The organism is Pseudomonas putida (assembly GCA_029953615.1).
Classification (GTDB): domain Bacteria; phylum Pseudomonadota; class Gammaproteobacteria; order Pseudomonadales; family Pseudomonadaceae; genus Aquipseudomonas.
On sequence record CP124529.1, the window covers coordinates 4,624,633 to 4,640,704 of the forward strand.

The following is a 16,072-nucleotide window of genomic DNA, read 5'->3' on the forward strand; positions in this document are numbered from 1 at the left end:
TACCCGCACATGTTGAAATGCAATGGCGAACGCCTGTGGGCGAGCCTGATGGCCATGGCCGAAATCGGCGCCACCGCCCGCGGCGGTAGCTGCCGCCTGGCGCTTAGCGACGAGGACAAGGCGGGCCGTGAACTGTTCAGCCACTGGTGCCGCGAAGCCGGCCTGACGCTGACGGTGGACGCCATTGGCAACCTGTTCGCCCGCCGCGCTGGCAGCAACCCGGATGCGGCGCCGGTGATGATGGGCAGCCACCTCGACACCCAACCTGAGGGCGGCCGTTTCGATGGTGTTTATGGTGTGCTGGCGGGCCTTGAAGTGGTGCGCCGGCTCAATGACCTGAATATCCAGACGCGCAAACCGGCTGGAAATCGCCGTATGGACCAACGAGGAGGGCGCGCGCTTTACTCCGGCCATGTTTGGATCGGCGGTGTTCACCGGTACCCTGGCACTGGACGAAGCGCTGGCTATTCGCGACACCGATGGCATCAGCGTCGCCGACGAACTGCAACGCACCGGTTACGCCGGCCAACGCCCGCTGGGCAGCCAGGTGGATGCCTATTTCGAAGCGCATATCGAGCAAGGCCCCATCCTTGAAGACAACGCCAAGGCCATCGGTGTGGTCAGCGGCGGGCAGGCCATTCGCTGGCTTGATGTGACTGTGGAAGGCATGGCTGCACACGCCGGCACCACGCCGATGCTGCTGCGCAAGGATGCCCTGTACGGTGCGGCACGGATGATCCAGGCGGTCGAGCAGCTGGCAGCGGACTTTGCCCCTGAAGGCCTGACCACCGTGGGTGAACTGTCCATCGCCAAGTCCTCGCGCAACACCATTGCGGGGCTGTTGCAGTTCACTGTCGACTTGCGTCATCACCGGGATGAAGCCATCGAGGCTATGGAGCGTGACCTGAGCCTGAAGTTGCAGGCCATTGCCAGCCAGCGCGGCTTGCAGGTGCGCATCGAGCGCCACTGGGTCAGCCCGGCCACTCCATTCGACGCCGATTGCGTAGCCGCCGTGCAGCAGGCGGTGGACGGCCTCGGCTATGCCCAACAGTCGATTGTCAGCGGTGCCGGCCACGACGCCATCCTGCTGGCCCGCTACTGCCCGACGGCGATGGTGTTCATCCCCTGCGTCGGCGGCCTGAGCCACAACGAAGCCGAAGATGTGCTGCCCGAGGATGCCCGCCAGGGCGTCGACGTACTGCTCAACGCCGTGCTGGCCCGCGCCGGGCAAGTCGAACAAGGAGAAGCCTGATGCGTTGCTACTTCCACCCAGAACAATTGCTGCACCACCCGCGCAGCTACTACTCGCGCGGCGCCATGCGCACCCCGCAGGAAGTGCCCGAACGCGCCGTGCGCCTGTTGCAGGCGGTCAGGGATCTCGGCTTCGACATCCGCCAGCCTGTCGATGCCGGCCTGGCCCCGCTGAAGGCGGTGCATGGCGAGGCCTACCTGGCCTTCCTCGAAGAGGCTCATGCGCGCTGGAAGGGAGTGCCCGAGGACTGGGGTGACGAGGTCATGTCCAACATCTTCGTGCGCGAGCCCAACGCCCTGCGCGGCATCCTCGCCCAGGCCGGGCGCTACCTGGCCGATGGCAGCTGCCCTGTGGGCGAAAACACCTGGCGCTCGGCCTACTGGTCTGCGCAAAGCGCAGTAGCCGGTGCCAAGGCCATTCTTGACGGCGAGCCGGCGGCCTATGCCCTGTGCCGGCCGCCAGGCCACCATGCGCGCTTCGATGCAGCCGGTGGTTTCTGCTACATCAACAACGCGGCTGTAGCAGCGCAGGCCTTGCGCGGCCGCTACAGCCGCGTGGCCATTCTCGATACCGACATGCACCACGGGCAGGGGATTCAGGAGATCTTCTACGATCGCCGGGACGTCCTGTACGTGTCGGTGCATGGCGATCCGACCAACTTCTACCCCGGTGTGGTCGGGTTTGCGGACGAGCGTGGTAGCGGTGCGGGGGAGGGGTACAACCTCAACTTGCCGATGGCGCACGGGGCTAGCGAAGCCGACTTCATGGGGCAGTTGGAGATCGCGCTGGCTGCGGTGAAGGACTTTGGTGCCGAGGTGCTGGTGTTGTCGCTGGGGTTCGATATCTACGAGCTGGACCCGCAGAGCAAGGTGGCAGTCACCACTGAAGGGTTTGCCGTGTTGGGCGAGCGGATTCGGGCGTTGCGCTTGCCGTGCCTCATAGTGCAGGAGGGGGGGTATCACCTGGAGAGCCTGGAGGCGAATGCGCAGGCGTTTTTTGCCGACAAGGCGGACTGGCGATAAGTAGTGTCGGGGCTGACAGGTGCTTGCCATGACAGTTTCAGCGCCTGTGAGATCGAGCGCCGCCCGCGCGGCGCTCGATCTCACAGGCGCTGAAACTGTCATGGCGAACACCCCGCACCCGTTACACCCCACCCCGCCGCACATGTTTCACCAACACCTTCTCCAGCAACTCCCACATCGCCGGCTCCGTACTGAACGCCACATTGAACCGCATCCACCCGGTCGCCTTGGCATCGACCATGAACAACTGCCCAGGCCCGAGCATGATGCCTTTCTCCAACGCATCATCCAGCAACGCCGCACTGTCCGGAATCGCGGGGTGCCGGGTCCAGATATACATCCCTTCATCCGACTCGATGAACAGCTCGAAGCCCAACCGGTGCAGATGCCGGCCAACTTCCTGGTGCGCCTCGGCCAAGCGCTGGCGCAGGCGCTTGAGGTGCTTGCGCCAGCGCCCGTCGATGATCGCGGCATACACCACGCGCTCCATCACCTGCGAGGTGGTCAGGCCCGAGCGCATCTTCAGGTGCAGCAGCTTCTGCATCAGCTCGGGGTTGGCCAGCATGTAGCCGACCCGCACATTGGGCGAAATGCTCTTGGAGTAGCTGCCCACGTAAACCACCTGCTGCAGGTGATCGAGGCTGGCCAGGCACGGCTGCGGCTCGGCGACCATGTCGGCGTACAGGTTGTTCTCCACCAGGCGGAAGCCGTGCTGGCTGGCCAGTTGCAGCAGGCGGTGCAGCTGCGGCAACGGGGTGCGCGAGCAGGTCGGGCTGTGCAGGTGCGGCTGGGTGAAGAACGCAGTGGGGCGGTGATGGCTGAGCAACTGCTCCAGCTGGTTCAGGTCGTAGCCGGCCGGTGTGCGCGGCACGCCGACCAGGGTTGCGCCCTGGGTACGCAGGATGCTCATCAGGTTCGGGTAGCCGGGGTCGTCCACCAGCACCACGTCGCCCGGGCGCACCAGCGTACGCGCGGCCAGGTCCAGGGCCTGGCTGGCGCCGTGAGTGAGCATCAGCTGCGCCGGATTGGCGACGATCGACAGCTCCTGCTGCAGGTTCTGCGCGGTCAGCGCGCGCAGCTCCGGCAGGCCCATGGGGTCGCCGTAGCCCGACAGCTCCAGCGGGCTGCCGGCCACCTGGCGCAGGCCGCGGCGCAGGCCGTCTTCGTACATCCAGTCGTTTGGCAGCCAGCCGCACCCCGGCTTGAACGGCAACTGGCGGATTTCGAAGATCTGCTGCAAGTACCACTCGGAGTTGAACGTTGGTCGACTGGTGTCGGCCTCGGCATTGTGCTGGTCCAGCAGTTCGCCAGCTGCCCGGTTGACGAAGAACCCTGCGTTGCCACGGCTTACCAGCAGGCCCTGGGCGACAAGGCGGTCGTAGGCCTCGACCACGGTGAAGGTGCTCACCGAATAGCTCGCGGCAAAGGCGCGGATCGAGGGGACCTTGGCGCCTGGCTTGAGGGTCTGGTTGTCGATCAGCTCGCGCAGCCCGTCGATGATCTGGTTCACCAGCGGGGTCGAGGAGTCTGGATGTAATTCGAACATTCGGGGCCTTCAGGGTGCGTATCGCCCGGCGTTTGCAAGGTGTATTGCAAGGGCGACCTGTACAGTGCAGTGCGAGTTTCATGCCACTGTGCATGGCTCTCTGCGTCGGACATTTTTACATTAGGTGTCAGATATCGCCACCTAAAGCATGTTCAGTTCGCCCCAGGCGCCGCCCTGGGGCGCGTCAGCAGGCCGCCATGGAAGGCCTGCGTGTGTTCGCTCACACCATCCTGCGCGCATTAGCACTGATGTACGTGAAACCGCCAGCCATCGGGGTTTCACAGTTTTCCTTGGATAAAAAGAAGCACGGGGTACACAACTGATGGACGCAACATCCACAACCACCACCGCGAAAAGCGGGCACGAGAGCAAGCTCAGTGCCTCGCTCAAGTCGCGCCACCTGACGATGATGTCGATCGCCGGGGTTATCGGCGGCGCCTTGTTCGTCGGCTCCGGCAGCGTGATTCACAGCGCCGGCCCAGCCGCTGTGCTGGCCTACCTGGCAGGCGGCATCCTGGTGGTACTGATCATGCGCATGCTGGGTGAAATGGCGACTTCCTCGCCAGACACCGGTTCGTTCTCCACCTACGCCGATCGCGCCATCGGCCGTTGGGCCGGTTTCACCATCGGCTGGCTGTACTGGTGGTACTGGGTCATTCTCATGGCCTGGGAAGCTTATGTGGCGGGCAAGATCCTGCATGGTTTCTTCCCCGATGTCAGCGTCAACGTGTTCGTGCTGGCCACGACCCTGTTGCTGATCACCGTCAACTTCTTCAACGTCAAGCACTACGGTGAGTTCGAGTTCTGGTTCGCCTTGATCAAGGTGATCGCGATCGTCTGTTTCCTGATTGTGTGTACCGCTGCCGTGCTGAATATCTGGCAGTTCGGTGAGGTGCGTGGCATCAGCCATCTCACCGCCGAAGGTTTCATGCCCAACGGCATCACCACCGTGATCGGTGCCTTGCTCGGGGTGATGTTCGCCTTCCTCGGCGCGGAAATCGTCACTATCGCCGCTTCCGAAGCCAAGGACCCGGCCGCGCAGATTGTCAAGGCGACCAACTCGGTGGTCTGGCGTGTGTGCCTGTTCTACGTCGGTTCGATCTTCCTGATCGTCTGCCTGGTCCCGTGGAACGATCCGCACCTGGGCGTTTCCGGTTATGGCGCCTACCGCCGCACCCTGGAGCTGCTGGGCGTGCCGTATGCCGAGCTGCTGATGAACTTCGTGGTGCTGACCTCGGTGAGCAGCTGCCTGATCTCCGGCCACTACACCGCTTCGCGCATGCTGTTCTCCCTGGCCCAGCGTGGCGACGCGCCGTCGTTCTTCAAGATCACCCGCGCCGGCACCGGTGTACCGGTATACGCGATCATGGGTTCGTGCGCCGTGGCCGTGGTGTGTGCGCTGATCAACTTCAGCGAGACCCTGCGCCCTAAAGACGTGCTGGAAACCCTGATGAACACCACCGGCATGATCGCCCTGCTGGTGTACCTGGTGATTGCCTTCTCGCAGCTGCGCATGCGTCGCAAGCTGATTGCCGAAGGCAAGGAAGTGCGCCTGAAGATGTGGCTGTTCCCATGGCTGACCTACCTGGTGATCGCCTTCATCGTGGCCGCCCTGGTGACCATGGCCTTCATGCCTGACTACCAGATCCTGGTGATCTCCACCGGTATCGCTGCGGCAATCGTGGTGGCGATGGGTGTGGTGCACCAGATCCGTTCTGGCAAGCAGCACTAAGCGTCACTCGCTTCTCGAAACGGCCGGCTCCCTCGGGGACCCGGCCGTTTCGCTTTGTTGGGCATGGTTTTTTTCCGCTGGCATGTGAAAGCGTTGGTTCATCCAGGGCGAGCCGAGCAGGGCGGCGGTGGCGATCAGGGCCAGGATGGCGAGGGCGATGAAAGTTTTCATGGAGTGGCGCATACATGGACGGACAGCAGGCATAGGTAGTCAGTTCCGGCCCTATCGCCGGCAAGCCAGCTCCCACAGGGACCGCACCGATCTCAAGCCATGCGCAGTACCTGTGGGAGCTGGCTTGCCGGCGATAGGGCCCTCAAAGCCGACAGATGGCATATGCTGAACACATTGCCCGCCCAAAGGAGCTTCACATGGCCTGGTCCGCCACCCAGTATTCCCAGTTCGAAGACGAACGCACCCGCGCCGTGCGAGACCTGCTCGCCGCAGTGCCGCCACGCCCTGTACGCCACGCCACCGACCTGGGCTGTGGCCCTGGCAATTCCACCGAGGTACTGCTGCAACGTTACCCGGATGCCCAGGTGACAGCCCTGGACAGTGACCCGGACATGATCGACAAGGCCCGCGAGCGCAAACGGCTGTGCATCCCCCGCGTACGCACGGCCATCGCTGACATTGCAGGCTGGTCCGCCCCAGAGCCACAGGACCTGATCCTGGCCAATGCCTCGCTGCAGTGGCTCCCCGACCACGCCTCGCTGTACCCGCACCTGGTGCGCCAGCTGAGCGAAGGTGCCAGCCTGGCCGTGCAGACCCCGGACAACCTCGACGAACCGGCCCACCGGCAACTGCGGGATATCGCCAACCAGGGCCCTTGGGCGGCGAAGTTCGCCGATTTTCAATTGCCCCCACGGCACAACGCGGCGTTCTACTATGACCTGCTCACTCCGCTGTGCGCGCGGGTGGATGTGTGGCGCACCACTTACCACCACCCGTTGGCCGGCGGCGCTGAAGCCGTAGTGGAATGGTTCAAAGGGTCGGCCCTGCGACCCTACCTGGCGCGGTTGGAGGGGCAGGAGCAGGCGGATTTCCTGCAGATGTACCTGCAGGCCATGCAGCGCGACTATCCACCGGCCAGCGATGGCAAGGTGCTGTTGCCGTTCCCGCGGCTGTTTGTGATCGCTACCCGCTAGGGCGCCACCAGCGCCAGGCCACGTAGACGTAGATGCCGAGGTTGAGCAGCAGTACGAAAGTACCCAGCAGCAGCTGGATGTGCGGGGTCAGCCCGGCGGGGTAGATCAACGGCCAGATGTAATGCTCGACGAAGCCGCCCTGGTAGCCTGCGTCACCAGCCGCGATGCGCATGCGGTTTTCCCAGGTGGTCAGCGGGCAGCCCAGGTGCAGGCACTCCACCGCCAGGCCCCAGGCCAGCGCAGGCAGGTGCAGCAGCAGGGCAGGGCGCCAGCGCAGCACCAGCAGGCCGCCGAACAGCACCAGCAGGATGAACAGCAGGTGCAACAGGACCAGGCTGTCGGAGGCAAGGCGGTAGAGCATGGATGTGTGCCGAGGGTTGAGGTCACCCCAGCATAGTCAGGTTGCCTGTTCCGGCCTCTTCGCGGGCAAGCCCGCGAAGAGGCCGGAACAGGCTTACAACCCTTCCTCCACCATCTGTAGGAAGGTCGCCACCACCCGCCGCGTGCGCTGTTCACTCAGGCACACCAGTGTCTCGGTCAGGTGCCGCTGGCAATCGACGATCGGCAACGCGCACACCCGCGCATCCGCACCAAACTCAGCCGCCGACACCACCCCCACGCCAATCCCCACCACCACCGCTTCCCGAGCCGCTTCCCGGCCTTCCACCTGGATCGCCGGGCGAATCCGCAGCCCGGCCCGTTGCATCTCTTCTTCCAGCGTCTGCCGCGTCACCGACCCGGGCTCGCGCAGCACCAACGGCGTATCGTCCAGGTCCGCCAGGCTTATGGCGCCACGGCTGGCCCACGGGTGCTGGTGGGAAACAAACGCCACCATCGGGTCGCGGCGCAGCGGCAGGCAGTGCAGCCGCTCATCGTCGACGTCCCGTCCCAGCAGGGCAAGGTCGGCCTGGTAGCTGAACAGCCGGGCCAGCGACTCGTCTGTGTTGCCAGTCTCGATCTTCACCTGGATGCCCGGGTAGCGCTGGCAGAAACGGGCGATCTGCGGCAACACGTGCACCGGCGCATCCACTGCCAGGACCAGGCTGCCGGTGTGCAGCGCACGCGAATCCTGCAGCAGTTCATGGGCCTCGGCTTCGCAGGCGAACAGGCGCTGGCTGATGCCCAGCAGGCGCTCGCCGAGGTCGGTGAGCTGCACCGAACGCTTGTTGCGGTGGAACAGCAACACGCCGAAGCGCTCCTCCAGTTTGCGCACCTGATCCGACACCGCAGGCTGGGTCAGAAACAGCTTTTCCGCGGCGCGGGTGAAGCTGCCGTGCACCGCCACGGCATGAAAGGCTTTGAGTTGGGCGTGGGAAACCGACATGGCCACCTCAGTAAAAAGCTGAGCTTATGTGTGAAATACGATAAATCGATTTTATTTATCTTAGCGCAACTGTTTCCATGCATGTCAGCCCGACGCTGGTACCACAAGTGCCGCCAGGGCCATGGCACCCACACGGCGCCATCTGACCCGATGACAGCCTCGTCATCGCTGTGCGTAACACAAGAACAAGACAGGCGTTTCTTCACATTCTGCCGGCACACTTGAGCAAGAGGTCAGACTTACATGAACCAATCCCTAGCCGCGTTCAAACGCTGGCGTATCCAGATTTTCGCCATTACCTGGTTGGCCTACGCCGCCTTCTACTTCACCCGCAAGGCCTTTTCGGTGGCCAAACTGGGCATCGCTGAAGACCCAGGTTTCATGCTCGACAAGGCCGCCATGGCCAACCTCGATGCCATCTATCTGGCTGCGTACGCCGTGGGCCAGTTCACCTGGGGCATGCTCGCCGATCGCTTCGGCCCGCGCGTGGTGGTGCTCGGCGGCCTGCTGATTTCTGCTGCCGCTGCGGTGGTGATGGGCAGTTACGCCACTTTCCCGATCTTCGCCACCTGCATGCTGGTGCAGGGCCTGGCGCAATCCACCGGCTGGGCCGGGTTGTGCAAGAACATTGGCAGCTTCTTCCCGGCGTCGCAGCGTGGGCGGGTGCTGGGGCTGTGGAGTTCCTGCTATGCCTTTGGCGGCCTGGTGGCCTCGCCGTTTGCCGGCTGGTGGGCCTATACCCTGGTCGGTACCTGGCACGCGGCGTTCTTCTCCAGTGCCGCGGTGGTGGCGCTGGTGGCCGTGCTGTTTTTCTTCCTGCAGCGCAACAAGCCTGAAGACGTCGGCCTGCCGGCGGTGGAGCCCGAGCCACAGAGCATGGCCCCGGCCGGCAACCTGTGCAGTGTGTGGGCGCCGCTGAAAGAGATCCTGCGCAATCGCACGGTGCTGACCTTGGGGCTGGCGTACTTCCTGTTGAAGCCGGCGCGCTACGCCATCCTGCTGTGGGGGCCGGTGATCGTCTTCGAGCAGATGCCCTCGGTGGGCAAGGTGGGTGCAGCGATCATCCCGACAGCCTTCGAACTGGCGGGGCTGCTCGGCCCGATCATCATCGGCCTGGCCTCCGACAAGCTGTTCGGCGCCCGGCGCATGCCGGCCTGTGTCATCAGCCTGGTGCTGCTGACCATGGCCCTGGCGGCATTCATGGCGGCCATGCACACCGGCAGCGTGATCCTGGTGGTGGCCCTGTTGTTCGTCATGGGCCTGACCCTGTACGGGCCGGACTCGATGATCAGTGGCGCCGCGGCCATCGACTTCGGCACCGCCAAGGCCGGCGCCACCGCAGCGGGCTTCGTCAACGGCTGCGGCTCGGTGGGGGCGGTGCTGGGCGGGTTGCTGCCAGGGTACTTCGATGGCGTCACGGTGTTCATCGTGTTCGCCGGCTGCGCGCTGTTCTCGGCGCTGGTGCTGCTGCCGCACTGGAACAGCCGCCCGGCCAGCGCTGCGCAAAGCAGCGACGTGGCACCGAATACCAGCATGGCAATCAAGCCACTGCGTACCTGAAAGGAAAGCGAGCGAATGAGACCCTTCTGGCTGCAACAGGCCCTGGATTCGGCGCATGAGGCAATGTGCCCGCCGCTGCAAGGCGATGCCCGTTGCGATGTGTGCATCGTCGGTGGCGGCTATACCGGCCTGTGGACCGCACTGATGCTGAAGGAAGCGGTGCCGGCCCTGGATATCGTGCTGATCGAGGCCGATATCTGCGGTGCCGGTGCCAGTGGCCGCAATGGTGGCTGCGTGTTGTCCTGGTCGGCCAAGTACTTCACCCTCGAGCGGCTGTTCGGGGTGGCCGAGGCGGTGCGCTTGGTGCGCGAGTCGGAGCGCAGCATCGGTGAAATCGGTGCGTTCTGCACGGCCAATGGCATCGACTGCGACTACCGCCTGGACGGCACGCTGTACACTGCCACCAATGCCGCCCAGGTTGGTGCCACCGATGCAGTGGTGGCCGCACTGGAGCGCAAGGGGATCAATTCGTTCAGCCGCCTGCCGCTGGACCAGGTGCAGCGCCTGGCCGGCTCGGCACGGCACCTGGAAGGCTGGTTCTCGCCGGCCGCGGCCACCGTGCAGCCGGGCAAGCTGGTGCGTGGCCTGCGCCGGGTGGCCTTGCAGCGCGGGGTACGTATTTTCGAAGGCACCGCCATGACCGCCCTGGAACATGGCGCCCCGGTGCAGGTGCGCACGGCCAGCGGTACCGTGCGCGCCGACCGCGTGGTGCTAGGCCTTAACGCCTGGATGGCGCGGGCCTTTGCGCAGTTCGAGCGCAGCGTGGCGATTGTGTCCAGCGACATGGTGATTACCGAGCCTTGCCCCGAATTGCTGGGCCAGATCGGCCTGGACAGTGGCATCAGTGTGCTCGACTCGCGGATCTTCGTGCATTATTACCACAACACTTCCGATGGCCGACTGATGCTGGGCAAGGGCGGCAATACCTTTGCCTACGGCGGGCGCATGCTGCCGGTGTTCGACCAGCCGTCGCCATACCGGCCATTGTTGCGTGAAAGCCTGGGCGGGTTTTTCCCGGCGCTGGCCGAGGTGCCGCTTGCAGCCAGCTGGAACGGGCCGTCAGACCGCTCGGTAACCGGCCTGCCGTTTTTCGGCAAGCTGGACGGGCAGGGCAATGTGTTCTACGGCTTTGGCTATTCCGGCAGCGGTGTGGGGCCGTGCCACATGGGCGGGCAGATCCTGTCGTCGCTGGCACTGGGGCTGGATAACCCGTGGACCCGTTCGCCGCTGGTCAAGGGGCCGCTGGGGCTGTTCCCACCCGAGCCGATCCGCTACCTGGGCTCGCTTATGGTGCGCAATGCCATCCGCCGCAAGGAGCGGGCCGAGGACCAGGGTTTGCGTCCGCGCCGGCTGGATGTGCGCCTGGCGCGGTTTGCCGCGGCGGCAGGCAAGGCGGATAAAGGCTGATGAGATTTCTTGTCGAACAGCGGCCTCTGGGCGTATAAACTGCACCCACTTTTGGCCGGTCGCTTCCTGAACCGGCCGCTGAAACAAGAGAGTCGACATGGGCGCACAGTGGAAAGCCAAACATAAAGAAGCCGCGGCCAACGCCAAAGGCAAGATCATGGGCAAGCTGTCCAAAGAGATCCAGATCGCAGCCAAGTCCGGCGCCGACCCGGACATGAACCCGCGCCTGCGCCTGGCCATCGAGCAGGCCAAGAAGGCCTCGATGACCCGCGAGACCCTGGAGCGCGCAATCCGCAAGGGCGCGGGCCTGGACGGCGATGCCGTGCAGTACTCGGCGGTAAGCTACGAAGGTTTCGCCCCGCACCAGGTACCGCTGATCGTCGAGTGCCTGACCGACAACGTCAACCGCACCGTCGCGCAAATCCGCGTGCTGTTCCGCAAGGGCCAGCTGGGTGCGAGCGGTTCGGTGGCCTGGGACTTCAACCACGTTGGCCTGATCGAAGCTACCCCGAACGGTGATGCTGACCCGGAAATGGCAGCCATCGAAGCCGGTGCCCAGGACTTCGAGGAAGGCGACGAAGAGGGTTCGACCCTGTTCATCACCGACACCACCGACCTCGACGCGGTGCAGAAGGCCTTGCCGGAGCATGGCTTCACCGTGACCTCGGCGAAGATCGGCTACACCCCGAAGAACCCGGTGAGCGCGGCCAGCCTGAGTGCCGAGGCACTGGCTGAGGTTGAAGCGTTCCTCGAGGCCATTGACGAGAACGATGATGTACAGAACGTTTATGTCGGTCTGACTGACTGATCTGCTTCTCTGGGGCCGCTTTGCGGCCCAATCGCCGGCAAGCCAGCTCCCACAGGTACAGCACAAGCCCCGATGGTTGTGGTGACCCTGTGGGGGCTGGCTTGCCGGCGATTGGGCCGGTCGATCCCCTGGAAGGGAGCCTGTATGAACCCCGCTTTCGCGTCCCTCAGCCTCGCCCACCTGCGCACCCTCGACTACCTGCTGCAGCTGAAGAACCTCAGCCATGCCGCCGAGCGCCTGGGCGTCAGCCAGTCCGCCCTCAGCCGCCAGCTGGCCCACCTGCGCGAAGCCTTCGACGACCCGTTGCTGGTGCGCCAAGGCCGTGGCTACGTACTTAGCGAACACGCCGAAGCCCTGGTCGAACCGCTAAGGCAAGTGCTCGAAGAATTGCACGCCCTGCGTCAGCCCGCGGTGTTCGACCCGGCGCGCTGTGAGCGGCGCTTCTGCCTGGCAGCCTCAGACTATGTGGCCGAGCACATGCTGCCGCTGCTGGTCGCTGCACTGGAGCACGAAGCACCCGGCGTATCGCTGGAATACCGCACCTGGCAAGCCGGCCAGTACTCCTTGCTGGCCAGCGGCGAGATCGACCTGGCCACCACCTTGTTCGACGAGTCGCCACCCAACCTCCACGGGCGCCTGTTGGGCGAGGACCGCGCGGTGTGCCTGATGCGTCACGACCATCCGCTGGCCGCCCACGGCGCGCTCAGTCAGGCTGACTACCTGGCGCACAAGCATGTGCGTATTTCCGGCGGCGGCGACAAGGACAGCTTCATCGACCGCCACCTGCGCGCCCAGGGCCTGCAGCGGCGGGTCAGCCTGGAAGTGCCGTTCTTCTCCGCCACCGTGCAGGTGATCGCCAACAGCCAGGCGCTGGCCACCGTCCCCGAGCATATCGCCCGGCAGCTGTGCCGCCTGCATGACCTGGCCTGGCGGCCGCTGGGTTTCATCGAGCACAGCCAGCGCTACTGGGTGGTGTGGCACCAGCGCCTGCAGGCCTCGGCCGAGCACCGCTGGTTGCGCAACCGGGTGTTCGAGTTGTGGCGCCGGTCGCAGTTCGGCGTGCAGGGCGGGCATGCGGGTCTGCCATAGCAGGTATGCGCAAGGCGGGGTTATTCGCTTGCGGATAGGTGCCTAGACTGGGGGCATTGTGTTGCCTGTGCCGGCCTCTTCGCGGGCACGCCCGCTCCCACAAGTACTGCATCGCTCTCAAGCCTGGTGCAATACCTGTGGGAGCGGGCGTGCCCGCGAAGAGGCCGATACAGGCAGAAGATAACCCACAGGAGACCCCAGGTGACCCCCGAACAATTCCGCCAGTACGGCCACCAACTGATCGACCTGATCGCCGACTACCGCCAATCCGTCGGCGAGCGCCCGGTCATGGCGCAAGTCAAACCCGGCTACCTCAAGGCCGCCTTGCCCGCTCAAGCCCCCCGGCAGGGAGAGCCTTTCGAAGCGATCCTCGACGACGTCAACCAGTTGGTCATGCCCGGCCTGTCCCATTGGCAGCATCCAGACTTCTACGGTTACTTCCCTTCCAACGGCACCCTCTCGTCGGTCCTCGGTGATTTCCTCAGCACCGGCCTGGGCGTGCTGGGCCTGTCGTGGCAGTCCAGCCCGGCCCTGAGCGAGCTGGAGGAAACCACCCTTGACTGGCTGCGTCAGCTGCTCGGGCTGTCTGGCCAATGGAGCGGGGTGATCCAGGACACCGCATCCACCAGCACGTTGGTAGCGCTGATCTGCGCGCGGGAACGCGCCAGCGGCTATGCACTGGTGCGCGGCGGCCTGCAAGCCCAGGCCAGGCCGCTGATCGTCTATGTCAGCGCCCATGCCCACAGCTCGGTGGACAAGGCCGCACTGCTGGCCGGTTTTGGTCGCGACAACATCCGCCTGATCCCGACCGACGAACGCTACGCCCTGCGCCCGGAAGCACTGCAGGCGGCGATCGAGCAGGACCTGGCCGCTGGCAACCAGCCTTGCGCGGTGGTCGCGACCACCGGCACCACCGCCACCACTGCGCTCGACCCGCTGCGCCCGATCGGCGAGATCGCCCAGGCCCATGGGTTGTGGCTGCATGTGGACTCGGCCATGGCCGGCTCGGCGATGATCCTGCCGGAATGCCGCTGGATGTGGGACGGCATAGAACTGGCCGATTCGCTGGTGGTCAACGCGCACAAGTGGCTGGGCGTGGCTTTCGATTGCTCGATCTACTACGTGCGCGACCCGCAGCACCTGATCCGGGTGATGAGCACCAACCCCAGCTACCTGCAGTCGGCGGTGGATGGCGAGGTGAAGAACCTGCGTGACTGGGGGATTCCGCTGGGCCGCCGGTTCCGGGCGTTGAAGCTGTGGTTCATGCTGCGCAGCGAAGGAGTGGAGGCGTTGCAGGCACGGCTGCGGCGAGACCTGGACAATGCCCAATGGCTGGCCGGACAGTTGGCGGCCGCTGAGGAGTGGGAGGTGCTGGCGCCGGTGCAGTTGCAGACCTTGTGCGTTCGCCATCGACCGGCTGGGCTGGAGGGGGAGGCGCTGGATGCGCATACCAAGGGCTGGGCCGAGCGGCTGAATGCGTCCGGGGATGCCTATGTGACGCCAGCGACGCTGGACGGGCGGTGGATGGTGCGGGTGTCGATTGGTGCGCTACCGACCGAGCGGGGGGATGTCGAGAGGCTTTGGCGGAGGCTGCAGGAAGTGGTTAAAGGCTGAAACCGCCGGGGCCGCTTTGCGGCCCAATCGCCGGCAAGCCAGCTCCCACAGGGATCGCACATGGCTTGCCGGCGATAGGGCTGCAGAGCAGCCCCCTGCAATCGATCAGTGGCTCACTGCCTGAAAGCTCCCTTTACGGCTAGCGTCATACGCAGTTTTGTCCATCGGTTTGGCATTAGGGTTGCCCAGGTCTTCCATCGTCAGGCGATGGGTTTCCGGGGCAATGTACGCCGCCAGGGCACACACGCAAGTAATGAAGAACGCCAACCCACCGACCACCAGCGGAATGTTGTCCGAACCGGGCGGGGCAACCAGGGCGAACAGCGCCGGCAGCATGGCGGTCAGCATGGTGCCGATGTTCTGTGCGATGGCCATGGCGGAAACGCGATAACGGGTGTGGAACAGCTCTGGGTAGAAGCTTGGGAACACCGCGTTGTAACCCTGGTACACCATGCCCCACATCACGATCGACGAGGCGAACGCCAGCGGTACGTTCTGGATGCTGATCGCGTACAGGTAGACGAAGGCCAGCAGGCCCGAGCCCAGGCAGCCGATGATCATGGTCGGGCGACGGCCGATCTTGTCCGACAGGTTGCCGACAAACGGGATCACCAGCACCGCGACGATGTTGCCGACTACCGGAATCCACAGGTACACGCTCTTGTCGAAGCCGATGCCATAGGCTGGCTGCACCGCGTAGGCCGCACCGAAGATGGTGGCTACCACCGGGATCACGTTCATCAAGGCCATGAACATCACCAGCACCATGTGCTTCCAGCTGTGGCGGAAGGCTTCGCTGATCGGCGACTTGGCGACTTTGTCCTGCTTCTCTTCCTTCACGAATGCCGGGGTTTCATGTACTTCCTTGCGGATGATGAAACCGGCGATCAGCACGATGGCGCTCATCAGGAATGGAATGCGCCAGCCCCAGTCATTGAAGGCTTCGCTGGGCATGAAGTAGGCAAGAGGCAGGAATACCGCCGCCGCCAGCACCTGGCCAGCCTGCACGCCTTGCAGGGTGAAGCTGGCGTAATAGCCCCGCCGACCGAATGGCGCATGTTCCATGATCATCGAACTGGCACCGGAGATTTCCCCGGCCACGGCAAAGCCTTGGACCAGGCGCAGCAGCACCAGCAAGGCCGGGGCGAGCAGGCCGATGTCGTGGTAGGTGGGCAGCAGGCCTACGGCCATGGTCGACAGGCCCATCAGGAACATGCACAGCAGCAGTACGTTCTTGCGGCCGCGGGTGTCACCCCAATGGCCCAGCACGAAGGCGCCGACCGGGCGCGCCAGGTAACCCACGCCGTAGGTGGCCAGCGAGGCAATGATGGCCATTTTCGGGTCGGTGTTGGGGAAGGAAGATCTGCGGGAAAATCAGCGCAGCGGCCTGGGCGTAGATGAAGAAGTCGTAGTACTCGAGTGCCGAGCCTATCCATCCACTGGCCGTCGCTTTCTTGGCTTGAGAGCTGGAGTGAGCCATCGTTGTCTCCGTTGTTATTGTTGTTTGCACAGGTTCCGCCGGAGATTCACCAAGGCAGGAGGCGAGGGTCGGTGTGCCTGTGTCTGTGGTTCA

13 protein-coding genes and 2 pseudogenes are annotated in these 16,072 nt (G+C 64.5%); 10 read left to right on the plus strand and 5 right to left on the minus strand.

Annotation, left to right across the window (positions count from 1 at the left end):
• The first annotated feature begins 9 nt into the window (after positions 1-9).
• Together QIY50_21245 and QIY50_21250 are read left to right on the plus strand one after the other, a co-directional pair.
• A pseudogene (locus QIY50_21245) lies at positions 10-1,252 on the plus strand (Zn-dependent hydrolase).
• Complete coding sequence (locus QIY50_21250; protein WGV19818.1) at positions 1,252-2,274, plus strand: histone deacetylase family protein; 1,023 nt, start codon at positions 1,252-1,254, stop codon at positions 2,272-2,274. The pseudogene QIY50_21245 and the gene QIY50_21250 overlap by 1 nt, the downstream one beginning before the upstream one ends.
• Positions 2,275-2,395: 121 nt before the next feature.
• Here the strand turns inward: QIY50_21250 and QIY50_21255 are convergent, their stop codons facing one another.
• Positions 2,396-3,820 carry a PLP-dependent aminotransferase family protein gene (locus QIY50_21255; protein ID WGV19819.1) on the minus strand — a complete coding sequence of 475 codons (1,425 nt, stop codon included), beginning with the start codon at positions 3,818-3,820 and terminating at the stop codon, positions 2,396-2,398.
• A gap of 197 nt (positions 3,821-4,017) precedes the next feature.
• Between QIY50_21255 and QIY50_21260 the strand changes: the two genes are divergently transcribed.
• The gene (locus tag QIY50_21260) at positions 4,018-4,143 is read left to right on the plus strand and encodes a hypothetical protein (protein ID WGV19820.1); all 126 of its coding nucleotides are present in this window, start codon (positions 4,018-4,020) and stop codon (positions 4,141-4,143) included.
• Positions 4,143-5,552: an amino acid permease gene (locus tag QIY50_21265; protein WGV19821.1), complete on the plus strand. Its 1,410-nt coding sequence runs from the start codon at positions 4,143-4,145 to the stop codon at positions 5,550-5,552. The genes QIY50_21260 and QIY50_21265 overlap by 1 nt, the downstream gene beginning before the upstream one ends.
• A gap of 3 nt (positions 5,553-5,555) precedes the next feature.
• On the opposite strand, the gene QIY50_21270 is transcribed toward QIY50_21265, so the two are convergent.
• Positions 5,556-5,735: a hypothetical protein gene (locus tag QIY50_21270; GenBank protein WGV23103.1), complete on the minus strand. Its 180-nt coding sequence runs from the start codon at positions 5,733-5,735 to the stop codon at positions 5,556-5,558.
• A 185-nt stretch (positions 5,736-5,920) separates the two neighbouring features.
• On the opposite strand from QIY50_21270, the gene tam reads away from it, so the two are divergent.
• Complete coding sequence (tam, locus tag QIY50_21275) at positions 5,921-6,697, plus strand: trans-aconitate 2-methyltransferase (GenBank protein ID WGV19822.1); 777 nt, start codon at positions 5,921-5,923, stop codon at positions 6,695-6,697.
• Here tam and QIY50_21280 read toward each other — a convergent pair.
• Both QIY50_21280 and QIY50_21285 read right to left on the minus strand, forming a co-directional pair.
• Positions 6,687-7,058 (minus strand): DUF2784 domain-containing protein, encoded by a 372-nt coding sequence (locus QIY50_21280; GenBank protein ID WGV19823.1) that lies wholly within the window; start codon positions 7,056-7,058, stop codon positions 6,687-6,689. The genes tam and QIY50_21280 overlap by 11 nt on opposite strands.
• A gap of 93 nt (positions 7,059-7,151) precedes the next feature.
• Positions 7,152-8,021: a LysR substrate-binding domain-containing protein gene (locus tag QIY50_21285; GenBank protein ID WGV19824.1), complete on the minus strand. Its 870-nt coding sequence runs from the start codon at positions 8,019-8,021 to the stop codon at positions 7,152-7,154.
• Between the two features lie 243 nt (positions 8,022-8,264).
• On the opposite strand from QIY50_21285, the gene QIY50_21290 reads away from it, so the two are divergent.
• The 5 genes from QIY50_21290 to QIY50_21310 all read left to right on the plus strand — a co-directional run bounded on the left by QIY50_21290 (position 8,265) and on the right by QIY50_21310 (position 14,499).
• The gene (locus QIY50_21290) at positions 8,265-9,581 is read left to right on the plus strand and encodes an MFS transporter (protein WGV19825.1); all 1,317 of its coding nucleotides are present in this window, start codon (positions 8,265-8,267) and stop codon (positions 9,579-9,581) included.
• Positions 9,582-9,596: 15 nt separating this feature from the next.
• Complete coding sequence (locus QIY50_21295) at positions 9,597-10,988, plus strand: FAD-dependent oxidoreductase (GenBank protein ID WGV19826.1); 1,392 nt, start codon at positions 9,597-9,599, stop codon at positions 10,986-10,988.
• Positions 10,989-11,085: 97 nt separating this feature from the next.
• Entirely contained in the window at positions 11,086-11,796 is a 711-nt protein-coding gene (locus QIY50_21300; GenBank protein ID WGV19827.1) for a YebC/PmpR family DNA-binding transcriptional regulator, read from the plus strand.
• Between the two features lie 144 nt (positions 11,797-11,940).
• Positions 11,941-12,885 carry a LysR family transcriptional regulator gene (locus QIY50_21305; protein ID WGV19828.1) on the plus strand — a complete coding sequence of 315 codons (945 nt, stop codon included), beginning with the start codon at positions 11,941-11,943 and terminating at the stop codon, positions 12,883-12,885.
• 201 nt (positions 12,886-13,086) lie between these two features.
• Entirely contained in the window at positions 13,087-14,499 is a 1,413-nt protein-coding gene (locus QIY50_21310; protein WGV19829.1) for a DOPA decarboxylase, read from the plus strand.
• A 105-nt stretch (positions 14,500-14,604) separates the two neighbouring features.
• Here QIY50_21310 and QIY50_21315 read toward each other — a convergent pair.
• Positions 14,605-15,979, minus strand: a pseudogene (locus QIY50_21315) (MFS transporter).
• Positions 15,980-16,072: the final 93 nt, after the last annotated feature.

What these genes read in the sequence shown, in the direction of transcription:
- QIY50_21250 (WGV19818.1), top strand. Translation starts at nt 1,252, where the DNA reads ATGCGTTGCTACTTCCACCCAGAACAATTGCTGCACCACCCGCGCAGC.
- QIY50_21255 (WGV19819.1), bottom strand. Translation starts at nt 3,820, where the DNA reads ATGTTCGAATTACATCCAGACTCCTCGACCCCGCTGGTGAACCAGATC.
- QIY50_21260 (WGV19820.1), top strand. Translation starts at nt 4,018, where the DNA reads ATGGAAGGCCTGCGTGTGTTCGCTCACACCATCCTGCGCGCATTAGCA.
- QIY50_21265 (WGV19821.1), top strand. Translation starts at nt 4,143, where the DNA reads ATGGACGCAACATCCACAACCACCACCGCGAAAAGCGGGCACGAGAGC.
- QIY50_21270 (WGV23103.1), bottom strand. Translation starts at nt 5,735, where the DNA reads ATGCGCCACTCCATGAAAACTTTCATCGCCCTCGCCATCCTGGCCCTG.
- tam (WGV19822.1), top strand. Translation starts at nt 5,921, where the DNA reads ATGGCCTGGTCCGCCACCCAGTATTCCCAGTTCGAAGACGAACGCACC.
- QIY50_21280 (WGV19823.1), bottom strand. Translation starts at nt 7,058, where the DNA reads ATGCTCTACCGCCTTGCCTCCGACAGCCTGGTCCTGTTGCACCTGCTG.
- QIY50_21285 (WGV19824.1), bottom strand. Translation starts at nt 8,021, where the DNA reads ATGTCGGTTTCCCACGCCCAACTCAAAGCCTTTCATGCCGTGGCGGTG.
- QIY50_21290 (WGV19825.1), top strand. Translation starts at nt 8,265, where the DNA reads ATGAACCAATCCCTAGCCGCGTTCAAACGCTGGCGTATCCAGATTTTC.
- QIY50_21295 (WGV19826.1), top strand. Translation starts at nt 9,597, where the DNA reads ATGAGACCCTTCTGGCTGCAACAGGCCCTGGATTCGGCGCATGAGGCA.
- QIY50_21300 (WGV19827.1), top strand. Translation starts at nt 11,086, where the DNA reads ATGGGCGCACAGTGGAAAGCCAAACATAAAGAAGCCGCGGCCAACGCC.
- QIY50_21305 (WGV19828.1), top strand. Translation starts at nt 11,941, where the DNA reads ATGAACCCCGCTTTCGCGTCCCTCAGCCTCGCCCACCTGCGCACCCTC.